This is a genomic window from Myxococcus sp. AM011 (assembly GCF_013372595.1).
Lineage (GTDB): Bacteria > Myxococcota > Myxococcia > Myxococcales > Myxococcaceae > Myxococcus > Myxococcus eversor.
The window spans coordinates 71963-96630 of sequence record NZ_JABXEM010000006.1 but is presented as its reverse complement, the minus strand read 5'-3'; the positions used below and the strand labels follow the sequence as shown (position 1 = coordinate 96630).

Genomic DNA, 24668 nt, shown 5'->3' with positions numbered 1-24668 from the left:
GTGAAGCCCCAGGCCCCGGCAACGCGCGGCGACGCTCGCGACGTGTCCCTGTTCGACACGGGCGGCGTGCGCAAGCCGGTGGTGGCGCTGACCACCCCCGTCGCCCCCCAGGGGACGAAGGTCGCCCCGGGCACCTACCCCAGCGTCGCGGACGTGAAGGCCATCGCCTCCATCCAGGACCCGGTGGCGCGCAACTACGCGATTACGCAGGGCTACTCTGACTTGTCCAACGGACTGGGTCAGATGCTCGGCAAGGACAACGCCAACTGGTCCACCTTCGCGACGTGGGCGTCCAAGCAGGCGGGCGTGAGCATCCGCAACGAGGACATGCCCAAGTTCCTGACCGATGCGCTCAAGGGCGCCAGCGACATGGCCGGGCCGCTGAAGAAGGTGGACGACGTGCTGCGCAAGCTGGGCCTGCCCGCGCTGCCCCTGGCGGACATCGCCGCGGCCGGCAGCGAGGCACTCAACAACGTCAGCAAGTCGATTGCGGACGGCAACCAGTTCGTCTTCAACGAGGTGGGCCAGGAGTTCGCCCGCTTCATCGAGACCTTCCAGGGCGACACGTCCTACGACGCCGCCAAGACGGCGAAGTACCTGGACGGCTTCGGCAAGGACAAGCCGCTCCTGAAGGAGGCCTTCGGCGACTACACCAAGGCCATGTTCGAGAAGGACCCGAACAAGAAGGCGGAGCTGATGCTGCTGGCCAATGACCGGATTGGCCTGCACGAGCAGACGCAGCTACAGAAGCACGTGGAGAAGGCGCTCAACGCGCCGGTGAAGGACACCTTCCGGAACATCCTCAAGCAGAGCATCGAGGGCGGCATCAACGCGCTGCCCTTCCCCGCCAAGCTCGCGGGCAAGGCCGCCCTGAGGACGGGCCTCGTGGACGCGGCGCTCAACCCCCTGGTCGACGCGACGGCCTCCGTGTTCCGCCGGGTCGCCACCGAGCACATGATGAAGCTCGCGGTGCCGGGCGGCGCGCTGAAGCTGGGCAACGATTTGCCCCCGCCTCCGGGCATGGAGACCACGCTCTTCCCGCCGCACCTGCGCTCCATCGAGAACCCGGAGCTGCGCGCCCTCCTGGGCAAGCTGGACTCCAGCTCCGACAGCCTCAAGGGCACCGCGGCCAAGGACTGGAGCAAGCTGGACCAGCGGATGAACTACATCATCGACCTGTTCCGCACCCGCCAGCAGGACCCGCACCTGTTCGACGCGCCGTTCGGCAAGACGGGCACCACCTACCCGCTGCCCGCCACCCAGCAGCGCGCGGGCTGAAGTCCCTCGGGGCGCCCCGTCAGCACGGGCGCCCCGACGTCACACCTCGTCCACCACGAACTGCTCCAGCCGGGCGATGCCCAGCTTCTTCATCCGGCTCTGGAGCGTGGAGGGCTTGAGGCCCAGGAGCGCCGCCGCACCGCCCGGGCCGTAGACGCGGCCCCGCGTGAGCGACAGCACCCGCAGGATGTGCTCGCGCTGCACCGCCGCCAGCGTCAGCACCGAGCCGGGCTTCATCGTCGCGTCCAGCACGCTCGGCACCGCCGACTCCACCTGCGCCACCGCCGAAGCGCTTCCGCCGTGAGCCACCACGTCGAACGAGGACGGACCCAGCTCCGTGCCCTTCGTCAGGATGGTGGCGCGCTCCAGCGCGTTGGCCAGCTCACGCAGGTTGCCCGGCCAGTCATACGACTCCAGCTTCGCCAGCCCCGCTGGTGACACGCGCATGCCGCGCCGCCCGGTGCGCCGCGCCTGCTCCTCAAGGAGGAATGTACACAACTGCGCCAGGTCCTCGCGCCGCTCGCGCAGGGGCGGCAGCCGCAGCGGGAAGACACTCAGCCGGTAGTAGAGGTCCTCGCGGAAGCGCTTCTCGGCAATCGCGCGGTGCAGATCCACATGCGTGGCCGCGAGGATGCGCACGTCCGAGCGCACCGTCTTGTCGCTGCCCACCGGCTCGAACGCCTTCTCCTGGAGCGCGCGCAAGAGCTTCGCCTGCAGCTCGACGGGCAGCTCGCCCACCTCGTCCAGGAGCAGCGTGCCCCCGCTCGCCATCTGGAAGCGGCCCGCGCGGTCCTTCGTCGCGCCGGTGAAGGCGCCCTTCACGTGGCCGAACAGCTCGCTCTCCAAGAGGCCCGCCGGAATCGCCGCGCAGTTGAGCGTGACGAAGGGCTGGTCCGCGCGCGAGCTCCACTTGTGGATGGCCCGCGCCAGCCGCTCCTTGCCCGTGCCCGTCTCGCCGGTAATCAGCACCGGCGTGTCCGTCTCCGCCACCTGCCGCGCCCGCCGCGCGAGGTCCCTCATGACAGGGCTCAGCGACGCCTCCAGGATGCCCTCGGACTCTCCGCCGAGCTGCGCCTCCAGGAGCTTCGCGTGCGCGTGCTCCTGGTGGTGGAGTCGCTCGAAGGTCGCCCGCTGCTCGGCCGCCTGGAGCGCCGTCGCGAGCATCTGCCCGTAGACCTCCACCAGGTCCACCACCGGCTGCGGGTACGTCTCGCACTCGGCGCGGTCCAACGTGAGCACGCCATAGGTGCGCTCGCCCGCGCACAGCGGCACCACCATGCACGCGTGTCCCGGCGGCAAGTCGAGCACGCCGTCGAACGGGTCTCCGTCCCCGTGCGAGTGGTCCTCCTCCGTGAAGGCCCGCGCCCGCCGCGTCTCCAGCGCCACGCGCAGCGAAGGGAAGTCCGACAGAGTCAAAGCGTGGTGGCGCACCTTCGCGTTGGCCAGCGGACCGCGCGCCGCCACCGACACCAGCTTGCCGTCCCTCAACAGGAACAGCGTCGCCAGGTCGAAGCGCACCACGCGCGTCAACCAGTCCAGTCCTCGACGAAGCAGCTCATCCACCGAATCCTCGGTGGTTGCCAGCTCGACCAGGTCCCGAGCATCCTTCGCGCCCTCGGTTGGCGCTGACAGTTCATCCGACATGAGGCATGAATAATAGCGCTCCACCGAAATTGCAGTGGCGTCCATCACCGACATTTCGTTATTCACCGTCCCAGCAACACCGGCCAGTGGGGGTCAGAAGTCAAACCCCTGGAATCATTGAAGACGATTGACTGGCACGAGGTCTGCTGTAGCCGTTAGCAGAAGACACCTTCCCGAGGGTCCCCCCCGGACCCCACAACCCAAGGAGCAGTACATGCTGACCGTTGGCGACAAGATTCCGAGCTTCAAGGTCAAGGCCACCGTGAGCCTGGAGAAGGGCAAGGAGTTCCAGGAGATCACGAACGAGACCTACAAGGGCAAGTGGCTGGTGCTGTTTGCCTGGCCCAAGGACTTCACGTTCATCTGCCCCACGGAGATCGCGGAGTTCGGCAAGAAGAACAAGGACTTCAATGACCGTGACGCGCAGGTGCTGGGCCTGAGCACGGACAGCGAGTTCGTGCACCACGCGTGGCGCACGCACCACCCGGACCTCAAGGGCCTGCCCTTCCCGATGCTGGCGGACCTGAAGCACGAGCTGTGCAACGCGCTGGGCATCCTCCACAAGGAGGAGGGCGTGGCGCTGCGCGCGACGTTCATCGCGGACCCCGAGGGCATCATCCGCCACGTGACGGTCAACGACCTGTCGGTCGGCCGCAACGTCTCCGAGACGGTCCGCACCCTGGACGCGCTCCAGACGGACGAGCTGTGCCCGTGCAACTGGAGCAAGGGTGAGGAGACCCTGACCCAGAAGCTGGCGAAGGCGGGGTAACGCGTCATGGCCTCGCTCGAAGTCGTCCGCTCCGAACTCGCGGACGCCCACAAGGACACCCGCCTCAACCTCCAGGCAGTCCTGGAAGGTGGCAGCCTCACCCCCGAGCAGCGCTGGGGCGTGGCTGTCGCATCGGCCTACGCCGTTCGGAATGACCGGCTGAAGGAAGCGATGCTCAACGAGGCGCGGAAGGCACTCGCGAACCCCGAGCCCATCATCGAGGACGCGCGTGCAGCGGCGTCGCTGATGGCGATGAACAACGTGTACTACCGCTTCCGGCACATGATCGGGAAAGAGTCGTACTCGACCAAGCGCGCCGGACTGCGGATGAACAGGCTCGCGCAGGTGCTGACCAACAAGGTGGACTTCGAGCTGGTCTGCCTCGCGGTCAGCGCCATCAACGGCTGCGAGATGTGCATGCAGTCCCACGAGAAGGTCGTCCTCGAGGGCGGCCTCTCCGAGGACCAGGTGCACGACGCGGTGCGAGTCGCGGCGGTCATCCACGCCGCGGCGGTGGGCCTGGAGTCTTAAGCCTCGCACCCGCGAGTCATTCGTTGTGCTTCACCCGCGCCCTCCGGTGGAAACACCGGGGGGCGCTCCGTTTGCGGGCGACGCGCATCTGAATGAGCGTCCGACACGAACGAGAACGAAAGGAAGACTCTCATGTACAAGAGCCCCAGTCCCCTCCCCGAGAAGACCCGCGCAACCATCGTCGAATCGCTCAACGCCCGACTGGCGGATGGGTTGGATTTGCACTCGCAAATCAAGGTGGCCCACTGGAACATCAAGGGCCCGCAGTTCGCGGCGCTGCACCCGCTGTTCGAGACCTTCGCCGTCAGCCTCGCCAATCACAACGACTCCATCGCCGAGCGCGCGGTGACGTTGGGAGGCAAGGCGTTCGGCACCAGCCGTCACGTGGGCAAGGCCAGCCGTCTGCCTGAGTACCCGCAGGAGACGACGCGCGACATGGAGCACGTGAAGCTGCTCGCCGAGCGCATCGAAGTCTATCTGGAAGGCCTGCGCGACAGCCGCAAGCTCTTCGTCGAGGTGGATGACGCGGACTCCGAGGACCTGGCCACGGGCATCATCGTGGAGTTCGAGAAGCACGTCTGGTTCCTGCGCGCGTCGCTCGAAAGCTGAGGCCCATGACACCCGGGGCGAAGGCGCCGTGAGTGTGCACGGCGCTATACGCTCTCAGCGGGCCCGAGGGAGCCCGTGGCGCCTGTTTTCGCGGTGTTGGCGAGGGGCACGAGGGTTGCTCTACCAGGGCGCACCCCGCCGCGACGAAGCGGCCCGGGCACCCTTGGAGACGTCCCCGTGCGAACCCTCATTGGCCTCTCTGTCGCCCTCCTGCTCACCGCGTGTGGTGGCGGTGCGCCTCCGGAAGAAGTGATTGAAGCCGCCAAGGCGCGTGTGGAGCGCGTCGTCGCCGCGGGGCACATGACACGGGGCGCGCTGGAGGTGCTCGGCTTCATGCCCGTGTACACGTGCGGAGAGCCGCGCCGCGCGTTCCTGAATGTCGCGGTGCCGGACGTGAGCACGCGGCTGGCGTGCGCCACCGCCACCCTGGAGCGGTTCGACGCCGTGACGGACGGCGTGGTGCTCTCGTTCAACGGGCCGGACTGCGAGGTCCACGGCCTGCGCCTCGAGGGCCGCGCCTTCTTCAAGTACAGCGGCGGTGAGGACCGGATGGAGGTGTCCGTGGACCTGCGCCAGTTGCGCGTGGACGGCGCGGTGTTGCCCGCCGAGGTCGGCTACGGCACCTGCGGCGACCAGACGAGCGTCTGGGCGAAGGCGGCCGGCGACGTCCCGGGACGTCCGGGCCACACGGTGCGCGTGGACGCGCGGGTGGGCAAGCGCGCGGGGATGCCGCTGTTGGGCGGCTCCTCGCTGGTGCTCGACGGTGAAGGCGAGCTCACGGGCCCGGAGGGCGTGGACAAAATCACGCTCCAGACGCTCCAGTACGAGGTGGGCGAGTACCTCCCCAAGGAGGGCACGGCCATCCTGGAGACGGCGGACGGGCGCTACGTGAAGGCAGAGTTCCAGCCCGGTCTGTGGCGGCTGGGCAAGGTGGAGGTGACGGTGGATGACCACTCGTCGGTGACGGTGCCCATCTTGCGGTAGCGAGGGCTTGCGCGCGCGTCGTCGCTTTCCGCTAGGGTTCCCGGCCGTGAGCGACGACGTCACGATTCCCGCATTCCGCACCGTGCCTCGCACGGGCGTCATCTACGTCACCGCCGAGGCTACGCGCCGAGGCTACCGTTCCAGCGACCCTGACTGGTGCAACCTGGGCCAGGGGCAGCCGGAGACGGGAGACCTGCCCGGCGCTCCACCGCGCCTGAACACGGTGAACATCGACGTGGCGGACATGGAGTACGCCCCGGTGGCGGGCCTGTGGGACGTGCGAGAGGCCATCGCCAGCCTCTACAACCGCCTCTACCGCCGGGGCCTCCCCAGCCAGTACAGCGCGGAGAACGTGTGCCTGTCCGGCGGCGGGCGCGCGGCCCTCACCCGCGCGGCGGCGAGCCTGGGCTCCATCAACCTGGGCCACTTCCTGCCGGACTACACGGCCTACGAGGAGCTGCTGGACGTCTTCAAGGCGTTCACCGCCATCCCCATCCTCCTGGAGGGCGAGCGCGGCTACGCCTTCACCCACGAGGACCTGCGCCGCGAGGTACAGGGTCGCGGCCTGTCCGCGCTGCTCTTCTCCAACCCGTGCAACCCCACCGGCAAGCTGGTGCAGGGAGATGAGCTGGCGCGGTGGGTGGGCGTGGCCCGCGAGCAGGAGTGCGTGCTGCTCATCGACGAGTTCTATTCGCACTACATCTGGACGGGCCGCCCCGGGCACCTGCCGGTGGAGAGCGCCGCGCGCTACGTGGAGGACGTGAACAAGGACCCCATCGTCCTCTTCGACGGCTTCACCAAGAACTGGCGCTACCCGGGCTGGCGCATGACGTGGACGGTGGGGCCCCGGCAGGTGATTGAGGCCGTCTCCAGCGCGGGCAGCTTCCTGGACGGTGGCGGCAGCCGGCCGTTGCAGCGCGCCGCCATCCCGCTGCTCCAGGAGGAGCCCGTCATCGCGGAGACGCTGGCCATCCACACGGCCTTCCGAGAGAAGCGCGACAGGTTCCACTCGCGCCTGGAGCGGCTGGGCATCCGCACGGACCGCGCGCCGGACGGGACGTTCTACGTCTGGGGCAACGTGTCCGGCCTGCCCGCGCCGCTCAACGATGGCATGGGCTTCTTCCGCGCCGCGCTGGAGCAGAAGATCATCACCGTGCCGGGCGAGTTCTTCGACGTGAATCCGGGCAAGCGCCGCGCGCGGCCGTCACGCTTCCGCGGCTACGTGCGCCTGTCCTTCGGTCCGTCCATGGAGGTGCTGGAGAAGGCACTGACGCGGCTGGAGGCCATGGTGTTGCAGCACAGCCGCACCTGACGCGAGAGCCAACACCTTCCGGAGCCAGCGCATCCCTGGCGGCTCCGGAGGGCAATGACATCCACCTGATGCTGGGCCACCTCGCATGAGACTTCCCGCCTCCCGGCTCGCGCTGCTCGGCGTCCTCTACTTCGTGCAGGGCCTGCCCTTCGGCTTCCAGGCCACCGCGCTGCCCGTGTATCTGCGGGAGCAGGGGGTATCGCTCACCGCGCTGGGCTTCGCGGGGGTGCTCGCGCTGCCGTGGGGACTCAAGGCGCTCTGGGCGCCGCTGGTGGACCGGTATCACTCCGCGCGGCTCGGGCGTCGCAGGTCCTGGATTCTGCCCATGCAGGCGGGCCTGACGCTCACCTGCGCGGCGGCGGGCCTGCTCGTGTCGGATGGGGGCTCGCTGAAGGTCCTCCTCGGGCTCATCCTGGTGATGAACCTCTTCGCCGCCACGCAGGACATCGCGGTGGATGGGCTCGCGGTGGACATGCTCAAGCCGGAGGAGCTGGGTCTGGGCAACTCCGTGCAGGTGGTGGGCTACAAGCTGGGGATGCTCACCGGCGGCGGGCTCCTGGTGTGGGCCAGCAAGTCCATCGGCTGGTCGGGGCTCTTCTGGGGCATGGCCGCGCTGTGCGCCGGCGCGCTCCTGGTGACGCTGCTCGCCCGCGAGCCACCTCCCCGTGAGGACTCGAGCGGGAGCGACGGTGTGTCGGCCCCGGAGGCGCGGCTGAGCTGGCGGCAACTGCGGGAGCGCATCGCCGCGGTGGTGATGAAGCCAGGGACGGGATGGGTGCTGCTCTTCATCGGCACGTACAAGTTCGGCGAGACGATGGCGGACGTGCTCTACAAGCCCTTCCTCGTCGACTCGGGCATTCCCGCCTGGCAGATAGGCCAGTGGGTGGGGACCTGGGGGAACGTGGCCTCCATCCTCGGCTCCGTCGGTGGAGGGCTGCTCGCCACGCGGCTGCCCATCGTCGGTGCCTTGACCCTCACGGCGTCGCTGCGCGTGCTGCCGCTCATGGGCCGCTGGTGGCTTGCGACTCACGGAGTCAGCGACGCGGGCGTCATCAGTGTGACGCTCGCGGAGGAGCTGGTGGGCGGCGCCCTCACGACGGTGATGTTCGCGTTCATGATGTCGCGCGTGGACCGGCGCATCGGAGCCACGCACTACACGCTGCTGGCGAGCCTGGAGGTCTGGGGCAAGGCGCCCGCCGCGCCACTCGCGGGGTGGCTCGCGGACCCCATCCACGGGCTTGGGCTTGGCTACGCACCTGTGTTCCTGCTCGGCGCCGCGCTGTCCGTGGCCTTCCTCGCGTTGCTGATACCCATCCGTCACCAACAGTCGCGTCAGGGTTCAGCGACGACGGCATTTCCCTGAGCCGTTGTCGTCACCTGAAATCAAACAGGAATGTCAGACGCGGGTGTTAAGTGCTTACCCGCAGTTCCCCCTTTGTGGAGGTACATTCTTGTCTTCATTCCTGAAGTCGTTCCTGGGCGGCGTCGTGCTGCTGACCGCGCCCCAGGCCTTCGCAGACAGCACCACCACGATTCCCGCCTTCAACGCGGCGATTGCCACGGCCCGGACGTCGAACAGCCCCGGTGGCACCACGGTGCGCCGCGCGGAGATGAAGACCGCGGTCGACGTGTTCCTCTACGATGACGGCCAGGTGGATGCCGCCGAGCGAGCCTTCCTGGGCGCCCGCATCAACGACCTGGTGTTCAACATCGGCGTCACCGCCACCGCGCAGAAGTACATGATTGACGTCCACGAGCTGAACGACGGCGCCACCACCCACGCGCCGCTGTGGCTCGACCCCATGACCCAGACGCCCGAGGTGCTGTTCGGGGCGACGGGAGCGCTCGCGGCGTCCTCCTCCATCATGGAGGGCAACATCCCCAGCGGGCAGGGCGTGGCCAATCAGCGGACGCTGAACTACAAGGCCGCCGCCGCCTTCGGGTTGCAGGGCGCGGGGAAGTTCACCCCCATCACCGTGCAGGAGCTGCTCGCGAAGCTCTCCGCGCACGTCATCAGCGGCACGCCGAACGCGGATGAAGTGGATGGCGCGCTGGGGCTCATCACGCAAGTCTCGCGCAACAGCAACCGGCTCTATACCGCGAGTTGGTCCTGCCAGACCTACTGCGGCGGGAGCGGCCCGAGCGACCAGGGTGGCTACTTCATCGCGGCGGTGAGCACGGACCGCCAGTTCGTGCGCATGGTGCGCGTGACGACCTGGTCGGATTAGTCGTCATTCAGCGCCGTACTCGCAGCTCGAGGCCCGCGGGAGGGAAGGTTCCTCCCGCGTGGGTCCACTCGAGTCGCACCTGACGGCGGTCCTCGGGCGGAAGCTCGAGGACCGCCAGCACCCTGCCCTCTCCTCGTTGGTTGACGCGGACGTCCACACGCTCGCCGTCGACCTTCATCGCCAGGCTCAGGACTCCGGCCTGGGGGAAGAAGCGCTCGGAGGGGTGGCGTCGCGGTGAGGTGAGCAGCAGCTCCACTTCGCGCGGCTCGGAGGCTTCGTTCTCCAGGGTGTAGGTCAGCTGGTAGGTGACGCCTCGGGCGCCGTCGTGGGTGCGCTCGCCGTGAGAGGACGTGGCGCGCAAGGAGGCCGAGGTCCCCGAGGTCGGCGTCAACGTCGGCGCGTCGGGGCCTGCGCCCGCGTTCCTGCGCGGCATGGACATGACGAGGTCGCCCGTGAGCGTTCCGGGTGACAGGCGCAGCGTGCGCTCACCGACGAAGACGCTGCCGGCTTCGAGCACGCCTTGGAGTGGGGGGAAGGACGTCGGTCCCGTGTCCTCGTCTCCCGCGGTGGCCAGTGGGTGCTCGCTCCGGGTGATGGCCGCGAGTTCGTCGGGCGTGAGGGGCTGGGGACTGGAGATGGTGGCCAGGCGGAACCTCGCGCCCGCATCCACCTGTCCCTTCGCGTCCAGGGCCGTGAAGTCCAGGAGGGCGGTGAGCGTGACACCCTTCGGGTGACGTGCATCGAGGACGACCACCGTGGCGCCGGGCTGCACGGTGAGGCGGCCCTCGAATGCGCCTCGGGTTCCCAAGCGCACGTCGTCGAGCTGGGACAGGTCGAGGTCTTCACGGATGAGCGGCTGGGACTGGCGCTCGGATTCGGAGCGGTCATCGAGGACGGCGTCGAGGAGACCCGAGGCGAGCACGGCTTGTGGACCTCGGAAGAACAGGCCCTGGGGGTGTGGTGTCTTGCCCTGTCCGGACTCCGCGTCGCTCAGGTTCGTGAAGTCCTCATCGAGGGGCTTCTGGTTCAACGGGTTGAAGGGCTCGCCACGTGAGTTCAGTGGGAACTGGGGCGTGAGGTACTTGGAGAAGAGGCCGCCTTTGACCTGGAGCTGGATGGGACGACCCGTCGTATTCCGGAGCACGACGGAACAGTGGCCCGTGCTCACGGAATCGGGCGGGGACGCGTCCACGCGCTGGACGGCGCGAAGGAAAAGGCGAGCCTGGCCGGAGAAGGTGTAGCCACCTTCACTCTTTCCGGGCACGAGCCGTCCCATGGTGGAGCCGAGGACTCCCCAGGTTCGAATCGTCTCCGGGCTCGCATGGACGAGCAGTGGGGCGCCCGTGAAGGAGCCCTCGATGGGCGTGAGGGCGGAGATGGGCAGCACCTCCGAGTCGAGGTCGCCCACGTTCAGCGGCGGGCGCGTGTGCGTTCGGACTTCCACGCGGGGAGCCGGAGCTTCGAGTTCGATGGACGGCGGCTCCGCGACGGTCGCTACTTTGGGAGGCTCCGCATTGTTCGCATCGGAGCGCAGAGGCGGAACCAGCGAGAGTACCCGGGCGGGACGACCCTTCGCGCGTGCATCGGGCGATGGACTCGCGGTCGACGTCTCTGATGGAGCAGCCTCCTCCACCATCTTGATTTGAGGCTGCTCGCCCTCTCGGGACTCCGCTTGTGGCTTTGCCTCGACGGGACTCTCGGGTGACTTCGTCTGTCCTTTACCCGCTGGCTTTGCCTGAGCCTTCGCGGCCTGCTTCGCCTCAGCCTTCGACACGTGCTCAGTCACGGCCTGTTTCGACTGCGCCTTCGCGCCCTGCGCGTTCGCGGCCTGCTTCGCCTGCGCCTTCACGCCCTGCGCATTCGCGGCCTGCTTTGCCTGGGCCTTGGCCCCCTGCGCATTCGCGGACTGCTTCGCCTGTGCCTTCGGAGCCGCTGCGGGCTCCGGCTTGCGTGCGGGCTTCTTCGCGGACTCCGCGCCTTGCCCGGCCGAGGGCTTTCCCCCCGCGGACGACGCACGGGGCGTCGGAGCGGCGGGTTTCGAGGACGAGCGTCGGGGTGGCGGCTTCGCGGGCGGCATGGTGGAGATCCTCACAGAGAACGCGGCCGGAGTCGCCTCGACTCGAACTTCCGTCCGCCAGGAACTCCTCCCGGCGCCCCGGAAGGCCGGCGAAAACCCCTCGCCAGCGGGTCTCCCCCACCCCGGCGCCCTCCTCCTCCAGGGCCCCGAGCCGCCTCACCTCACGCGCGCGCCCACTTGCGCCACGCCACGCCCGTGAGCGCGAGCACCCCAGCGGTGGGCAACAGCCACGGCGCCGCCCTCACGAGCCGGTGCTCCCAGACGTCCACCCGGTCCGCCAGGAGCAACATCATCCAGTGGCGCGCCTTGTGGTCCGGGTACCCGTAGGCCACCTTGCGCAGCAACCCGCTCAGCCCGCGCGGTGGCTGCGCGGTGCCGAACACCGGCGGGAAGCCGGCCCGGCCCTTGTGCTTGAACACGCGCACATCCGAGTGCTGCGGACGGATGGGCACACGCGCCCCCGCCATCGGTTGAGGCGCCCTCTCCATCGGCACGCCCGGGCGGCTGGAGGGCTCCAGGTCCACCGCTGCGCCAGGAATCGGTCTATCCGGCATGGTTCGGCTCCTTGTCGTCACGCATGACCAGGGGTGAGGACGCACTTGACGCAGCCGTCCTGCTTCTGGGCGAACAGGTGGTACGCCTTGGGTGCATCCTCCAGCGAGAAGCGGTGGGTGATGATGCCCTTCGCGTCGATGCGACCCTCGCGGATGTGCTCGAGCAGATGCGTCATGTACCGGCGCACGTTGCACTGGTTCATCCGCAGCGTCAGTCCCTTGTTCATCGCCGTGCCAATCGGCATCAGGTTCCACGGCGGGCCATACACCCCGACGATGGAGACATTGCCGCCCTTGCGCACGGTATCGATGCACCAGGTGAGCACCGTGGCCGCGCCGGCTTCGAGCTTCAGCCCCAGGCCCAGCACGCGCTGGCCCACCGAGCCCTCCGCCTCCATGCCCACCGCGTCGATGCACACGTCCGGGCCGCGACCGTCGAACAGGTCCTTCAGGTAGAGGACGATGTCCTCCACCTCCCGGAAGTTCACCGTCTCCACCTTCGCGTACCGCTCCGCGAAGTCGAGCCGGTACTGCACGCAGTCCACCGCGATGACCCGGCCCGCGCCCATCAGCCACGCGGACCTCATGGCGAACAACCCCACCGGGCCGGCGCCGAACACCACCACCGTCTCGCCGCCCTTGATTTCGCCCATCTCCGCGCCCATGTAGCCCGTGGGCAGGATGTCTCCGAGGAAGAGCGCCTCCTCGTCCTCCATGCCGTCGGGAATCTTCAGCGGCCCCACGTCCGCGAAGGGCACGCGCACGTACTCCGCCTGGCCACCGTCGTAGCCGCCCGTGGTGTGCGAATAGCCATACACCCCACACGCCACGTCGCTCGACGGGTTGCTGTTCTCACAGGACGCCGTGAGTCCGCGCTGACAGTAGAAACACGTGCCACAGGAGATGTTGAAGGGCACCACCACGCGGTCGCCCTTGTGCAGTTGGGTGACTTCGCTGCCCAGCTCCTCCACCACGCCGGTGAACTCGTGACCAAACGTGTGGCCCACGCGCGTATCCGGCACCAGCCCGTGCAACAGATGCAGGTCCGAGCCACAGATGGCCGTCCGGGTCACCTTGAGGATGACGTCCTGCGGGTGCTCCAAGCGAGGGTCTGGCTTGTTCTCCACTCGGACCTTGAAGGGTCCCTGGTACGTCAATGCGCGCATGAAAGGGCCTCTTTCCCGTTCCCATACGGGTGAGGACGCCGACGCTTCGCGGCAAGACGCACCGGAAGCAGGCCCTTGCCCGCTCTCTCTCCGGGAAGGAGCGCGCCACCGCTCAGTCGGCCACGGGCTCCACCGGGAGCTCCGTCGCCCGCCACAGATACCAGCTCACCACCGTGCGCCAGGGCCGCCACCGCTCGCCGTATTCCAGGAGCGCCTTGGGGCGCGGCATCTCCGGCAGCCCATACGCGAGCATGAAGCCCTTGCGCACGCCGAAGTCGTCCACCGGCAACACGTCCGGGCGACCGAGCCGGGAGATGAGCAGCATCTCCACCGTCCACTGGCCAATGCCTCGCACCTGCGTGAAATGCTCGATGAGCGTCGCATCGTCCATGCGCCGCACCTTGGACAAAGGAGGCACGGTGCCGTCCAGCGACTTGCGCGCCAGGTCCTGGAGCGCGGCCAGCTTGTTGGCGGACAGGCCCGCCTCGCGCAGCACCGGCTCCGTAACGGAGAGCAGCGCCTGGGGCGTGAAGTGCCGTCCCTTCCCCACGCGCTCACTGACGCGCGCGAAGATGGCGGCGGCGGCCTTGCCGTGGAGCTGCTGGTAGACGATGGACTCCGCCAGCGCGGCGAAGGGGCTGTGCAGAGGACTCAGCTGGAGGCGGAACGGGCCCACGCGCTTCATCAGCGCGCCCAGCTTCGGGTCCGCGCGCGCCAGGGCACGGCGGACCTCGGGAGTGAAGGCTTCGGGCAGGCGCGGGGCGGTAGGAGCGGAACGCGGCATGGGAGGGGGGACATGCTGCCGCGCCCACCGCCCCGCGCAACCCGTTTCTTGTCGCGAAGGGGCCGCTCAGAGCGGCGCGGCCTCGTCCGTCTCGGAGGGCACCTGGCGCCGGGGCTCGCCTTCCATCAGCTCGTCGAACTCCTCTTCCATCTGGAGCCCCAGGTCCTCGAGCTGCTCCTTGGAGACGAGCTTGCGGACCTTCTTGAAGAGGTCTCCCTCCTCCTCCTCCACGTGGTGCTCAATCTGCTCCTGGAGCACCTTCATCTTCGCGTCGAAATCCTCGTCGTGTGGCTCCATCTCCATCAGGTCGGCGATGATGCGCTTGGCGGACAGGTGCTCCTCCAGGGCCTCGCGCAGCAGGTCCTCGGTGTCGTTGGCCTTCGCCGCCGGATAGAAGTACTGCTCCTCGATGGTGGTGTGCGCGCCGAGCCGGTCGGCGATCATCTCGAACAACTCCCGGCGCTTCGCATCGGCATGGTCCGGGAGCTTGCCGTACTGCGTGAAGAGCTTCTTCACCTCGGCGTGCTGCTGCTTCAGGAGTTCCAATGCGTTCATGGGTGTATCTCCGTGTCCGACGGGGTTCCTGCGTCCAAGAATGAAGTCGAGGCGGGGGCGGTTCAGCGGGGCAGCTTGCGCGACGGCAGGTCCTTCACCGCGGGCCCGTTGAGCACCTTGCCGGTGGGGCTGAAGCGCCCACCGTGACAAGGGCAGTCCCACGAGCGCTCCGCGCCATTCCAGTGCACGTGACAACCCAGGTGCGTGCACACCGGCGACACCGCGTGCGACGTGCCATCCGCCTCGCGGTAGACGGCCACCTTCTGCCCATCCACTTCCAGAATCTTCGCCTCGCCGGGCGCCACCTCGGACAGGTGCTTGCCCTCGGGTTTCGCCAGCCGGTCCGCGACGAAGCGGAAGGCCGTCTCCGCGTTCTCCTGGATGAAGTCCTTCCCACCCGCCAGCGGTTTGACTCGCGTGGCGTCGAACAGCGCGGCGCAGGGGTTCTGCCGTCCGAGGATGAGGTCGCTGATGAGCATCCCCGCCAGAGTGCCGAACGTCATGCCCGTCCCGGAGAAGCCCGTGGCCACGTAGACATGGCGACTGGCGGCGTTGCGGCCGATGTACGGCAGCCCGTCCGCCGGCTCGATGACCTGACCGGACCAGCGGTAGGTGAGCCGTGTCACCGGGAAGTGCTTTCGAGCGTAGGCCTCCAGCGCCGCGTAGCGTTGCCCGGTGTCATCCTCCGTGCCGACCCTGTGGTCCTCGCCACCGACGATGACATACGGGCGGCCGTCGACGGACTGGGTGCGGATGTAGTGATAGGGCTCCTGGGAGTCGTAGTACTGCGCCGGCTCCAGCGGGCCGTCGAGCGGCCCCGCCACCGCGTAGCTCCGATACGCGGCCAGCTTCGTCTGCAGCAGCACCCGGTTGAGCGGCGAGTGGGTGGCCTCCACCACGTCCGTCGCGGTGACGGTGCCCCGGTTCGTGACGACGCGACAGGGCGCGCCATCGTGGACCTCCATCACCCGCGTGGTCTCGAAGACGAAGCAGCCCTCGCCGATGAGCCGGTCCACCAGCCCGAGCAGGTACTTGCGCGGATGGAACAGGGCCTGGTCCTCCACACGCAGCGCGCCCTTCACCGGGAAGGGCAGCGGCACCGCCTGGGTCAGGGAGACATTGAGGCCCGCATCACGCGCGGCGGAGAACTCCTGCTCCAGCGACGTCCACTGATGCGCGGTCTCCGCGTAGCGGAATGCGGGGACGCGCTGGAAGTCGCAGTCCAGGCCGAGCTCGTCGACGAGCGTGGCCACCTGCTCCAGCGCGGCGCGACTGGAGGACGCCGCCAGCCGGGCGCCCTTCTCTCCGAAGTCGCGGCGCAGCGTGGCGTAGGGCGTGTCGAGCAGCTCCGTGAGGTGCGCGGTGGTCTGCCCCGTCTGTCCCGACAGGATGCGGTTCATCTCCAGCACCGCGACCCGCTTGCCCGCGCGCTTCAGCAACCATGCGGCGGTCAGCCCGGTGATGCCTCCGCCGATGACGACGACGTCCACCATCAGGTCTCCCGCCAGCGCGGGGAAGTCGCGCGGCGGAGTCGTCAAGGTCCAGAGGGACCGGTGCGTCCGCGTTTCATCCATGTCCTCAACCTAGGAATGCGCCTGAGGTGCGATAACCCGCTACGCTGAAGCACGGCGCCTGCCCGCCTGCCCGGCTTGGGAGACCCTCGGGATGTGCACGAACGGACAGAGCCGGGGGCCGGGTGTTGGCAAGTCGCGCGGACGAGGAAGCGGTTCTGGGGTGGCCAGACTCGCCGCGCTAGAAAAGAGCTGGGTCGGCCCCCCGAACCCTGCCGAAAGACCAGGGAGCCACAAAGGATGCCCGTGGAAAGAATGGCTGGGAGCACCAGCCTCGTGGATGTCATGGACCGGGTCCTGGACCGCGGCCTCCGCTGGGACGACGGCGTCCACGCGGACCCACTCCCTCCCGCTGCTCCCGAGCACGCCGCCCGCGTCGTGGTGACCTTCCTGGAGGTTCGGACCGACGACGCTCCCCCTCCTGGCGACACACCTCGTCTCTCTCCTGGAGCCTGACGCATTGGCCTCTCCCGTTCCTGTCGCCCCGGACTCCGTCACCTCCGCCGATGCCCGCCTCGCCCTGGCCGAGCAGCTGCTCGCCTGCGACACCGCGAGAGCGTGCGCGGAGGCCGTCGTCGCGTGGCTGCCCCGTCACGCCCAGGCCGTCGCCTCGGCCTGTCTGGCGCGCGAGGAGCCTGGGGGGAGGATGGGCTGTCTTGCAGCGACGGGGCTGTCCGACGCGCAGCACGCCGCGCTGAAGGCCTGGTCCGATGACGACCTGTCCCACCCGCTGGCGGACGTGCTGGCCCAGGCCACGCCCCGCTTCTTCCCGAGCGCCCGCGCGCCCCTGCCTTCATCGGGGACGGGAGGCCTGCTCGCTGTGCCGCTGGGAAGGCTCGGCTCGCCGCCGGTGGGACTGCTCCTCGTCTGGGCCAGCGGCCCCACGCCGCCGCCCGAAGTGACGTGGGTGGCCGGAAGCGTGGGTCCCTTCCTCGCGCGGCAGGCCACGTCGGGCCCGCTGGGCACGAGCGGCAGCGCGCTGTTCCGCCGCATCATCGACGCGGTGACGGACCCGGTGCTGCTGACGGACCTGGAGGGCCGGCTCCGGCTGGCCAACGCGCGCGCGGAGGCCTTGCTGGTGGCCCACCCCGACTCGAGCCACGGCCGCAGGCGCGCCGTGCACCTCAACCAGCGCGTGTTCTCCGCCGCCGTGGCCAGCACCGCCAGCGGCGGCTCCCCCGGACTGAGCTGGCGCGAGATTCCGCTGGTGGACCCGGTGGAGGGACTGGACCTGCTCTTCGAACTGGTGAGCACGCGGGTGTACGAGCCGGACGGCCGCGAGGCCATGGTGAGCGTGCTGCGCAACGTGACGGACCTGGGCCGGGCGACCCAGGCGCTGGGAGAGAGCTACCGCCGCCTGCGCGCCACCGAGCGCGAGGCCCGCAGCGAGCGCCACCGGTTGGACCGGGTGCTGGACTCCGTGGCGGACCCCATCATCCTGTCGGACCCGTCCGGCGGCACGGTGATGATGAACGAGCCCGCGGAGAAGCTCTTCACCCTGCCCGTGGACGGAGGCCGCGCCGCGCAGCGCCGCGTGCGCACCAACCACGCGACGTTCGCCTCGTTCCTCGCCAACCTGCTGGATGGCGGCAGCAACCTGCGCTGGCGCGGACAGCTCAGCCTGATGGACCCGGCCAGCGGCGACACGCTCCCGGTGGAGGCGGTGGCCAGCAAGGTGCTCGGCGACAGCGGCGAGCTGACGGGCATCGTCACCCTCTTCCGCGACAGGGGCGAGGCGCTGGCGAAGGCGCGGCTCCTGGAGCGGCTCAAGGAGGTCTCCACGCTGCTGGAGGCGCGCGTGCAGGTGGCCACCGCGGAGCTGGCGGAGCAGAACGAGAAGCTGCGCCGGCAGGCCATCCAACTGGAGCAGGCGAGCGCGGCCAAGTCGCAGTTCCTGGCCAACATGTCCCACGAGTTCCGCACGCCGCTCAACGCCATCCTCGGCTACACCAACATGCTGTTGCAGGGCGTGTCGGGTGAGCTGACGCCGCCGCAGAAGCGCAACCTTTCGCGCATCGACTCCAACGGGCGGCACCTGTTGGAGGTCATCAACGAAATCCTGGACATCACCCGCATCGAAGCGGGGCGGATGCCGCTGCACCTGTCGGACTTCGCCATCCCGGAGCTGCTCCACGAGGTCATGGCGGAGATGGACCCCATCATCGCGCGCAGCAAGCTGACGGTGAGCACGCAGTTGGGCGCGAAGCTGCCGCCGGTGCACAGCGACCGACAGAAGGTGAAGCAGATTGTCCTCAACCTGCTGTCCAATGCCCTGAAGTTCACGCACGAGGGCGGCGTGAAGGTGCTGGCGGAGTACGTTGCATCCACCTCCATGCTCACCATCTCCGTGGAAGACTCCGGGATTGGCATCGACCCGGCGTATCAGGAGAAGATTTTCGAGGACTTCCAGCAGGTGGACAGCTCGCCCACCCGGGCCTATGGCGGCACCGGGTTGGGATTGTCCATCTGTCGCCGTCTGGCCGACATGCTGGGGGGACGCGTCTCCCTCCAGAGCACCCCGGGGCAGGGGTCGACCTTCACGCTGCACTTTCCACGACGCCCGAGGCGGACATGACGAATCCCTCCCCGAACCTCAAGCCGCTCGTGCTCGTCGTGGACGACTACGACGATGCGCGGGAGATGTACGCGGAGTACCTGGAGTTCTCCGGGTTCCGCGTGGCGCAGGCGAGGAACGGCCAGGAGGCCCTGGACCAGGCGTTCGCGCTCACGCCGGACATCATCCTGATGGACCTGTCGTTGCCCATCATCGACGGCTGGGAGGCGACGCGGCGGTTGAAGAACGATGACCGCACGCGCGCCATCCCCGTCGTCGCGCTCACCGGCCATGCGATGACGGGCCAGTCGGACGAGGCGAAGGGCGCGGGCTGCGACTCCTTCGTCACCAAGCCGTGCCTCCCCGACGAGCTGGTGGCGGAGGTCCGGCACATCCTCGCGCAGCGCGGAGTCGCCGTGTCCCACTGAGACGTGCCCATGCCACGCACCTCTCGGCCCTCCAGCAAGTCGAAGACTCCCAGCCGGCGCGGCACCCCGGCCCGCAAGAGCGCTCCCGCGAGCAAGCCCTCCCGACGCGCCACCGCGGCCAGCGAGGCCCGCGCCCCCGCTCCGCCGCCGCCCCGGCCAGGCCGCGCCAAGCGCAACACGGTGAAGAACGCCCCGAAGGCCAAGGCGCCCCGGGCGAAGGCCACGCACCTCACCCGGACACCGGAGGAGCTGGCGGGTCCGCACTATCTCCATGGCGTGGTGCGCGCGGAAGGTCCGCTGGACTTCGGTGCCATCGGCCTGGGAATGCCGCCAGCCCGCGTCCACGCGGTGCGCGAGGGCTCACTCGTCGCGCTGGTGTCGGCGGCCCCCGCGCGAGTGGTGGACCCCACGCGGGCCAATCTCCTGGCCCACCAGCGCGCCGCCGAGGTGGTGCTGCGAGAGCACACGCTCCTGCCCGTCGCCTTCGGGACGGTGCTCGGCTCGGAGGCCGAGGTGCGAGGCTTCCTGCGCGCGTCCCAGGACGTGCTCACCCAGGTCTTGAAGGCCCTGGAGGGCAAGGTGGAGATGGGCCTCAAGGTGCTCTACCACCGCGAGCACCTGGCCCGGCGCATGGAGATGGAGGACTCGAGCCTGCGCCGTCGTGAGAACGAGTCGGAGGCCGAGCACGAGCGGCGCCTGGGGCACGCGGTGGAGATGCGCGCCGCGCTGGACATGGCCGCGATGCAGGAGGGGCTGCGTCCGCTGGCCCGCGCGACTCGCACGGACGCGCCGGTGGGCGAGCGGATGCTGCTCAACGCCGCCTTCCTCGTCGCCCGGGACGAGCTGCCCGCGTTCGAGGCGCGGGTCCGGATGCTGGCCGCGCGCTCGGACCTCTACGCCTTCCGCTTCACCGGGCCCTGGGCGCCGTACAGCTTCGTCGACGTGCGACTGGGGCTGGACGGCGTCGGCCAGGCACCGCCCGCGTCACGGCCCGCCGGCTGAAGACACCGGCGTCGTCACGCGCGCGGCCTCCGCGGCCAGCGGGTCCACGCCCGCGTGGAGCCGGACCCAGCCCGGGGTGTGCTCGGTACGAGCGAAGAAGCCGTCCGTGCCCCGTGCCACCGTCAGCTCACCCACGGACTTGCCGCCGCGCCGGTACTCCACGCGGAAGGCCTCCTTGGGCTCGCCTCCCGCCGGCGCCTCGTCGCGGCCCAGCAGGTCCACCGGCATCAACCGCCACACGCGGTCATGCCAGTTGCGGGTGAACTCGTCCGGCTTGTCCGGCGCCTCCTCCGGCGACAGCGCGACGGGGTTGGGCGCCTTGCCCGTGGCCCTGAAGGCGCGCGACGTGCCGCCCGAGGAGATGACCACCGAGTCGAACTCGCCCAGGTCGAACGTGTGCAGCCTGCGGTCCACCAGCCGGCTGCTCGCGTTCTCCAAGTCGGGCAGCAGCGCGGGGCCCAGCAGGAACACCTGGCCGTCCGAGTCGCGCCGCAGGTAGGGCGTGCCCCAGCCTCCCGTCGTCGAGGCGAGCGTGAAGGTCTCCACCTTTCCGCCCAGCGTCAGCGTCAGCTTGCGCTGCGACGTGGTCAGCCCCACCTCCTCCAGCTTCTTCGTCTCCAACGCACCCAGCGCCCGCGTGGCCCGCAGCGGGGCGAAGCGAGGGAAGAGCTTCTCCGCCACCTCGTTGGCCCGAAGCTCGCGAGGAGGCGGAGGCGCGGGCGGCGCGGCCAGGAGCGACACACCCGCGTCCGGTGCCCCCTGCGCCTGGGCCACGGCACCACCATCCGCGCCCGGCACGAGGCCCGCGACGGGCTCGGCGGGAGGCAGCGGCTTCGAGGGCTTGTAGCCCAGGCGAACCCACAGCGTGTCCCGCGACTGCGCGTCGCGGTACAGCTCCACGTAGCGCGCCTCGTCCTCGTAGCGCACCTTGTCCAGCGCGCGCGCCGGCAGCTCCACCACCGTCACGTCGCCGGGGGCGCCCGCGGGGGCCCGCTGCCACACCAGGTAGGCGGCCACCAGCGCCACCACCGCGAGGGCGCCCTGGAGCGCCAGGTCCCGCGCCTTCATTGCTCACCTCCCGCCGCCGCCACCGGTGCGCGCGGAGCTCGACGGCCTCGTCGCCGTGTCGTCACGAAGCCCAGCGCCAGCACCAGCGCCGGAGCCACGAACACGGTGGCGTAGAACCACGCCACGTCCTGCTCCCGCGTGTGCTGGATGGGCACGTCCTCCTCCGAGGACACCGCGCCGGACACGGACTCTTCGCCCGTCAGCCACCGCAGCGTGTCCACCGCGAGGTAGGCGTTGCCCATGTTGGACAACACCACGTCGCTCACCACGTCCGCGTCCGCCATGACGACGGCGCGGGTCGGCTCCTTGCCGGCCGCCGCGGGCTGCTCCACCGCCACCACCAGCGGCCACGTGCGCCGCGTCTCTCCCGGGTCCGCCGTGAAGTTGCCGTTGGCGTCGGCGAACGTCGCGCCATGCGCTCGCACGGAGATGTCGTGCATGACGTTGTTGGGCAAGGGCTGCACCTGGTCCAGCGCGCCCGCGCCCAGGAAGGCCACCGGCGACTGGCCGCCCATCGCCGTCAGCGACGTGACGGACGGATGGGAGCTGAAGCTCGCCGTACCCAGGTTGCCCCTGTCACTCTGTTGCCGCGTGGTGCGGAAGTACACCTGGTCATTCGCCAGCGGCGTGCCCGCGTACTTCAGGCCCAGCGGCTCCAGCAGCTTCTCGAAGCGCGGGCCATCCGGCTCCAACGCCAGCCACAGCCTGCCCCCTCGGTCCAGGTACTCGCGCACCGCGGTGAGCTCCTCGGGCAGGAAGTCGCGCGTGGCGCCCAAAACAACGAGCGCCCCCGCGTCGGCGGGTACCGCGCTGCCCAGTCCCTCCGCGACACCCAGCGACCGGACGTCCACGTTCTGCGCGCGCAGCATCTCCTTGAACTGGGCGACGGGCGGCTTCGGCATCTCGCCCGGCACCGGCCGCGTCTCCGCGCGCTCGCCATGGCCCGCCGTGAAGTAGACGACGCGACGGGGCTTCGCCACCGTCAGGAGCCGCCGTTGGACCTCCTGGTCCAGACGCTGGAGCTGGCCCCGAGCGCGATCCAACTCCAGGCCCACCGTGAAGGGCTCCTTGCGCTCACCCCGGGCCACGACGACAGTGCCGTTGTTGTGGACGCCGAGCGCCTTCGCGCGGACGGGCTCCACCGCCTGGTCCAGCCGCTCCACGTTGAGCAGCTCCGGGCTCTCCACGGCCAGGTCCTGGAAGTACTGGCGCACCGCTTCGCCCACTTCGTTCGCGGGCGGGAAGAACATCGTCACCTGCAGCGGCTCGTTGAGGCCACGCACCACCTTGCGCGTGGAGTCGCCCGGCTTCGCGGTGCGGAAGTACGAGAGGTCCCACGTCGTGTTCGCCTGCGTGACGACGTACATGGTCGCGAAGGCGAAGATGAGCACGAAGGACAGCCCCAGGCCGGAGAACAGCGCGCTGCGAGCGCGTCCCGTCTCCAGCACCGGCGCCCGCGTCATCGCCTGCGCCGCCGTCTCCACCAGCGCCAGCGGGACGAGGCAGCATGTCAGGAGCGCGGGGAACAGCGCCGCCAGCATCACCGCCAGCTTGGGTGCCTTCTGCGACAGCGAGCCACCGAAGAGGCTCACGCCCAGGTCGGACTGGACGAAGTAGAGCGCCAGCGCGAGCAGGCCCACGCCATACAGGCCCAGCACCCAGCCATCCACCGTGCGCCGGTCCGCGCCGGTGCCTCGGGAGCGAGCGAAGCGCCAGACCACCGCGGCCACCGCCGCGAGGACGCCCACTACGGAGAGGACTCCACGGCCCGTGCCCAGGCCGAGGATGCGCTCGCCGACGAAGACGGACACCAGGCCCGCCACGAAGAGCAGCGTCGCCGCCAGCCCATTGCCCACCGGACGGGTGCTCATCGCCACCTCCGCGCTTCGAGCACCCGGGTGGCGGCGAACAGCGCCACGTAGGTGACGACCAGGTAATAGACGACGTCACGCACGTGGATGAGCCCCGACTGGAACGGAGGGAAGTGCTGGTTCCACAGGGACATCGCACTGAAGACATCCGCCAGCGGCTGCTCGGTGATTCGCGCCAGCAGCCAGCAGAGGATGAGCGCCACCAGCATCACCGCGGACGTAATCGCCGCGAGCAGTTGGTTGCGCGCCAGCGCCGAGCCGAACGTGCCGACCGCGAGCGACGCACTGCCCAGGAGCAGCAGGCCCAGGTAGCCCGCCGCCACGTGGCCGAAGGACACCTTGCCGTTCACCAGCACCAGCACCGGCATGTACAGCGTGCACAGCACGTACAGCGACAGGAAGGCAAGCCCCGCCAGGAACTTGCCCAGCACGATGTCGCGGTCTCTCAGCGGCGACGAGTACAGCAGGGGCAACGTGCCCGTCTGCCGCTCCTCGGCCAACAGGCGCATGGAGATGAACACCGAGGCGACGATGGTGAAGCCGCTCGAGTAATAGAAGAACTGCGACAGCACCTCGGCGGAGCGCTTGCTCGCGCCGCCCAGGGCGTACGCGTTGAAGAACAGGCCGTTCAACGCGAGGATGACCGCGATGACGACATAGCCGCTGAGCGTGCGCAGGTAGGCGGACAGCTCGCGACGGGCGATGAGCAGGGCCTTCACGCGCGCACCTCCTGCCCGTGCGTCAGTCGCAGGAAGATGGACTCCAACTGCCCCGCGCCCTGGTCCAACCGCAGCAACTCCAGCCCCGCGCCCACCACCGCCTGCGCCACGCGAGGACGCTCGTCCGGAGAAGCGCGCAGCGTCAGCGACAGCACGCCGTCCGCCGCCCGGTCCACGTCCACCGCGCCAAACGGCTTGAGCACTTCAAGCGCGCGCGCCCGGTCTCCGCGCACCTCCACCTCGATGGAGCCGCCGCCACCCATCTTCCGCCCCAGCTCCTCCTCCGTCCCCTGTGCCACCAGCGTCCCCTTGTGGATGATGAGGAGCCGGTCACACGTCTGCGAGATTTCCGGAAGGATGTGACTGGAGACGAGCACCGTGTGAGTGCCCTTGAGCCCGCGGATGACGTCGCGCATCTCGACAATCTGCCGGGGGTCCAGGCCGCTGGTGGGCTCGTCCAGGATGAGCAGCGCCGGCTTGTGCACCAGCGCCTGCGCCACGCCCACGCGCTGGCGGTAGCCGTGGCTGAGCGTGGAGATGAGCTCGCCGTCCACCTCGCGCAGGCCCGTCTTCTCCTCCGCTTCACCCACGCGAGCGGTGGTGTCCCGAGCCGTCACGCCGCGAAGCCGCGCGACGTACGTCAGGTACTCCCCCACCGTCATCTCCTCGTAGAGCGGCGGCACGTCCGGGAGGTAGCCAATCCGTTGCCGGACCTCGTGGGCATTGCTCACCACGTCATGGCCGTCGATGACGACGCGGCCAGCGGTCGGCAAGAGCACGCACCCGAGGACCTTCAACGTCGTCGACTTGCCCGCGCCATTGAGGCCCAGGAAGCCGATGACTTCACCCTGGCCGATGGTGAAGGCCAGGTCCCGGATGGCCGCATGCTCACCGTAATACTTGGTCAGCCCTTCGACCTGAATCATAGGGGGCCATTCCATCAGTCCCCCCAGGGGGCATTGTC

22 protein-coding genes are annotated in these 24668 nt (G+C 69.3%); 11 read left to right on the top strand and 11 right to left on the bottom strand.

Features of this window, described 5'->3' with window-relative positions; translation table 11 throughout:
- The coding region (locus HUW62_RS02635) for a hypothetical protein (RefSeq protein WP_255203182.1) at positions 1 to 1278 on the top strand (1278 nt) is incomplete at its 5' end.
- A gap of 39 nt (positions 1279 to 1317) precedes the next feature.
- Here HUW62_RS02635 and HUW62_RS02630 read toward each other — a convergent pair.
- On the bottom strand, positions 1318 to 2922 hold the full coding sequence (locus tag HUW62_RS02630) for a sigma 54-interacting transcriptional regulator (RefSeq protein ID WP_163868116.1): 1605 nt from the start codon (positions 2920 to 2922) through the stop codon (positions 1318 to 1320).
- A gap of 214 nt (positions 2923 to 3136) precedes the next feature.
- Between HUW62_RS02630 and HUW62_RS02625 the strand changes: the two genes are divergently transcribed.
- The 7 genes from HUW62_RS02625 (at position 3137) to HUW62_RS02595 (ending at position 9355) form a co-directional block, all read left to right on the top strand.
- Positions 3137 to 3691: a peroxiredoxin gene (locus HUW62_RS02625; protein WP_141641619.1), complete on the top strand. Its 555-nt coding sequence runs from the start codon at positions 3137 to 3139 to the stop codon at positions 3689 to 3691.
- A 6-nt stretch (positions 3692 to 3697) separates the two neighbouring features.
- Positions 3698 to 4222, top strand: coding sequence for a carboxymuconolactone decarboxylase family protein (locus HUW62_RS02620; RefSeq protein WP_141641620.1), 525 nt, complete (start codon positions 3698 to 3700; stop codon positions 4220 to 4222).
- Positions 4223 to 4354: 132 nt separating this feature from the next.
- Positions 4355 to 4831, top strand: coding sequence for a DNA starvation/stationary phase protection protein Dps (dps, locus tag HUW62_RS02615; RefSeq protein WP_163868117.1), 477 nt, complete (start codon positions 4355 to 4357; stop codon positions 4829 to 4831).
- A 177-nt stretch (positions 4832 to 5008) separates the two neighbouring features.
- Complete coding sequence (locus HUW62_RS02610; protein WP_176433461.1) at positions 5009 to 5815, top strand: hypothetical protein; 807 nt, start codon at positions 5009 to 5011, stop codon at positions 5813 to 5815.
- A 46-nt stretch (positions 5816 to 5861) separates the two neighbouring features.
- Positions 5862 to 7127, top strand: coding sequence for a pyridoxal phosphate-dependent aminotransferase (locus HUW62_RS02605; RefSeq protein ID WP_163868119.1), 1266 nt, complete (start codon positions 5862 to 5864; stop codon positions 7125 to 7127).
- Between the two features lie 85 nt (positions 7128 to 7212).
- Positions 7213 to 8490 carry an MFS transporter gene (locus HUW62_RS02600; RefSeq protein WP_176433460.1) on the top strand — a complete coding sequence of 426 codons (1278 nt, stop codon included), beginning with the start codon at positions 7213 to 7215 and terminating at the stop codon, positions 8488 to 8490.
- A gap of 88 nt (positions 8491 to 8578) precedes the next feature.
- Positions 8579 to 9355 carry a hypothetical protein gene (locus HUW62_RS02595; RefSeq protein WP_163868121.1) on the top strand — a complete coding sequence of 259 codons (777 nt, stop codon included), beginning with the start codon at positions 8579 to 8581 and terminating at the stop codon, positions 9353 to 9355.
- 7 nt (positions 9356 to 9362) lie between these two features.
- Here HUW62_RS02595 and HUW62_RS02590 read toward each other — a convergent pair whose 3' ends face one another.
- The 6 genes from HUW62_RS02590 to HUW62_RS02565 form a co-directional block, all read right to left on the bottom strand.
- A complete protein-coding gene (locus HUW62_RS02590) occupies positions 9363 to 11432 on the bottom strand; it encodes a hypothetical protein (protein ID WP_176433459.1) in 2070 nt (689 codons plus the stop codon).
- 161 nt (positions 11433 to 11593) lie between these two features.
- Positions 11594 to 11986, bottom strand: a complete 393-nt coding sequence (locus HUW62_RS02585) for a hypothetical protein (RefSeq protein WP_163868123.1) — start codon at positions 11984 to 11986, stop codon at positions 11594 to 11596.
- 17 nt (positions 11987 to 12003) lie between these two features.
- Positions 12004 to 13152: a zinc-dependent alcohol dehydrogenase gene (locus HUW62_RS02580; RefSeq protein WP_163868124.1), complete on the bottom strand. Its 1149-nt coding sequence runs from the start codon at positions 13150 to 13152 to the stop codon at positions 12004 to 12006.
- 112 nt (positions 13153 to 13264) lie between these two features.
- Positions 13265 to 13936: a DNA-3-methyladenine glycosylase gene (locus HUW62_RS02575; RefSeq protein ID WP_163868125.1), complete on the bottom strand. Its 672-nt coding sequence runs from the start codon at positions 13934 to 13936 to the stop codon at positions 13265 to 13267.
- 66 nt (positions 13937 to 14002) lie between these two features.
- Complete coding sequence (locus HUW62_RS02570) at positions 14003 to 14491, bottom strand: hemerythrin domain-containing protein (protein WP_163868126.1); 489 nt, start codon at positions 14489 to 14491, stop codon at positions 14003 to 14005.
- Between the two features lie 62 nt (positions 14492 to 14553).
- Positions 14554 to 16065, bottom strand: a complete 1512-nt coding sequence (locus tag HUW62_RS02565; protein ID WP_176433458.1) for an FAD-dependent oxidoreductase — start codon at positions 16063 to 16065, stop codon at positions 14554 to 14556.
- Positions 16066 to 16522: 457 nt separating this feature from the next.
- On the opposite strand from HUW62_RS02565, the gene HUW62_RS02560 reads away from it, so the two are divergent.
- The 3 genes from HUW62_RS02560 to HUW62_RS02550 are packed head-to-tail and all read left to right on the top strand — an operon-like array spanning position 16523 to position 20046.
- Positions 16523 to 18637 (top strand): PAS domain-containing hybrid sensor histidine kinase/response regulator, encoded by a 2115-nt coding sequence (locus HUW62_RS02560; RefSeq protein ID WP_176433457.1) that lies wholly within the window; start codon positions 16523 to 16525, stop codon positions 18635 to 18637.
- A complete protein-coding gene (locus HUW62_RS02555) occupies positions 18634 to 19044 on the top strand; it encodes a response regulator (RefSeq protein WP_163868129.1) in 411 nt (136 codons plus the stop codon). The genes HUW62_RS02560 and HUW62_RS02555 overlap by 4 nt, the downstream gene beginning before the upstream one ends.
- A gap of 9 nt (positions 19045 to 19053) precedes the next feature.
- Positions 19054 to 20046, top strand: a complete 993-nt coding sequence (locus HUW62_RS02550; RefSeq protein WP_240356721.1) for a GvpL/GvpF family gas vesicle protein — start codon at positions 19054 to 19056, stop codon at positions 20044 to 20046.
- On the opposite strand, the gene HUW62_RS02545 is transcribed toward HUW62_RS02550, so the two are convergent.
- From HUW62_RS02545 to HUW62_RS02530, 4 genes are read right to left on the bottom strand one after another with little or no spacing between them, the layout of a single operon-like run.
- A complete protein-coding gene (locus HUW62_RS02545; protein WP_176433456.1) occupies positions 20029 to 21114 on the bottom strand; it encodes a hypothetical protein in 1086 nt (361 codons plus the stop codon). The genes HUW62_RS02550 and HUW62_RS02545 overlap by 18 nt on opposite strands.
- On the bottom strand, positions 21111 to 22985 hold the full coding sequence (locus HUW62_RS02540) for a Gldg family protein (RefSeq protein ID WP_176433455.1): 1875 nt from the start codon (positions 22983 to 22985) through the stop codon (positions 21111 to 21113). Before HUW62_RS02540 ends, HUW62_RS02545 begins: the two co-directional genes overlap by 4 nt.
- Entirely contained in the window at positions 22982 to 23704 is a 723-nt protein-coding gene (locus tag HUW62_RS02535) for an ABC transporter permease (protein ID WP_163868132.1), read from the bottom strand. The genes HUW62_RS02540 and HUW62_RS02535 overlap by 4 nt, the downstream gene beginning before the upstream one ends.
- Entirely contained in the window at positions 23701 to 24630 is a 930-nt protein-coding gene (locus HUW62_RS02530; RefSeq protein ID WP_176433454.1) for an ABC transporter ATP-binding protein, read from the bottom strand. The genes HUW62_RS02535 and HUW62_RS02530 overlap by 4 nt, the downstream gene beginning before the upstream one ends.
- Positions 24631 to 24668 lie beyond the last annotated feature (38 nt).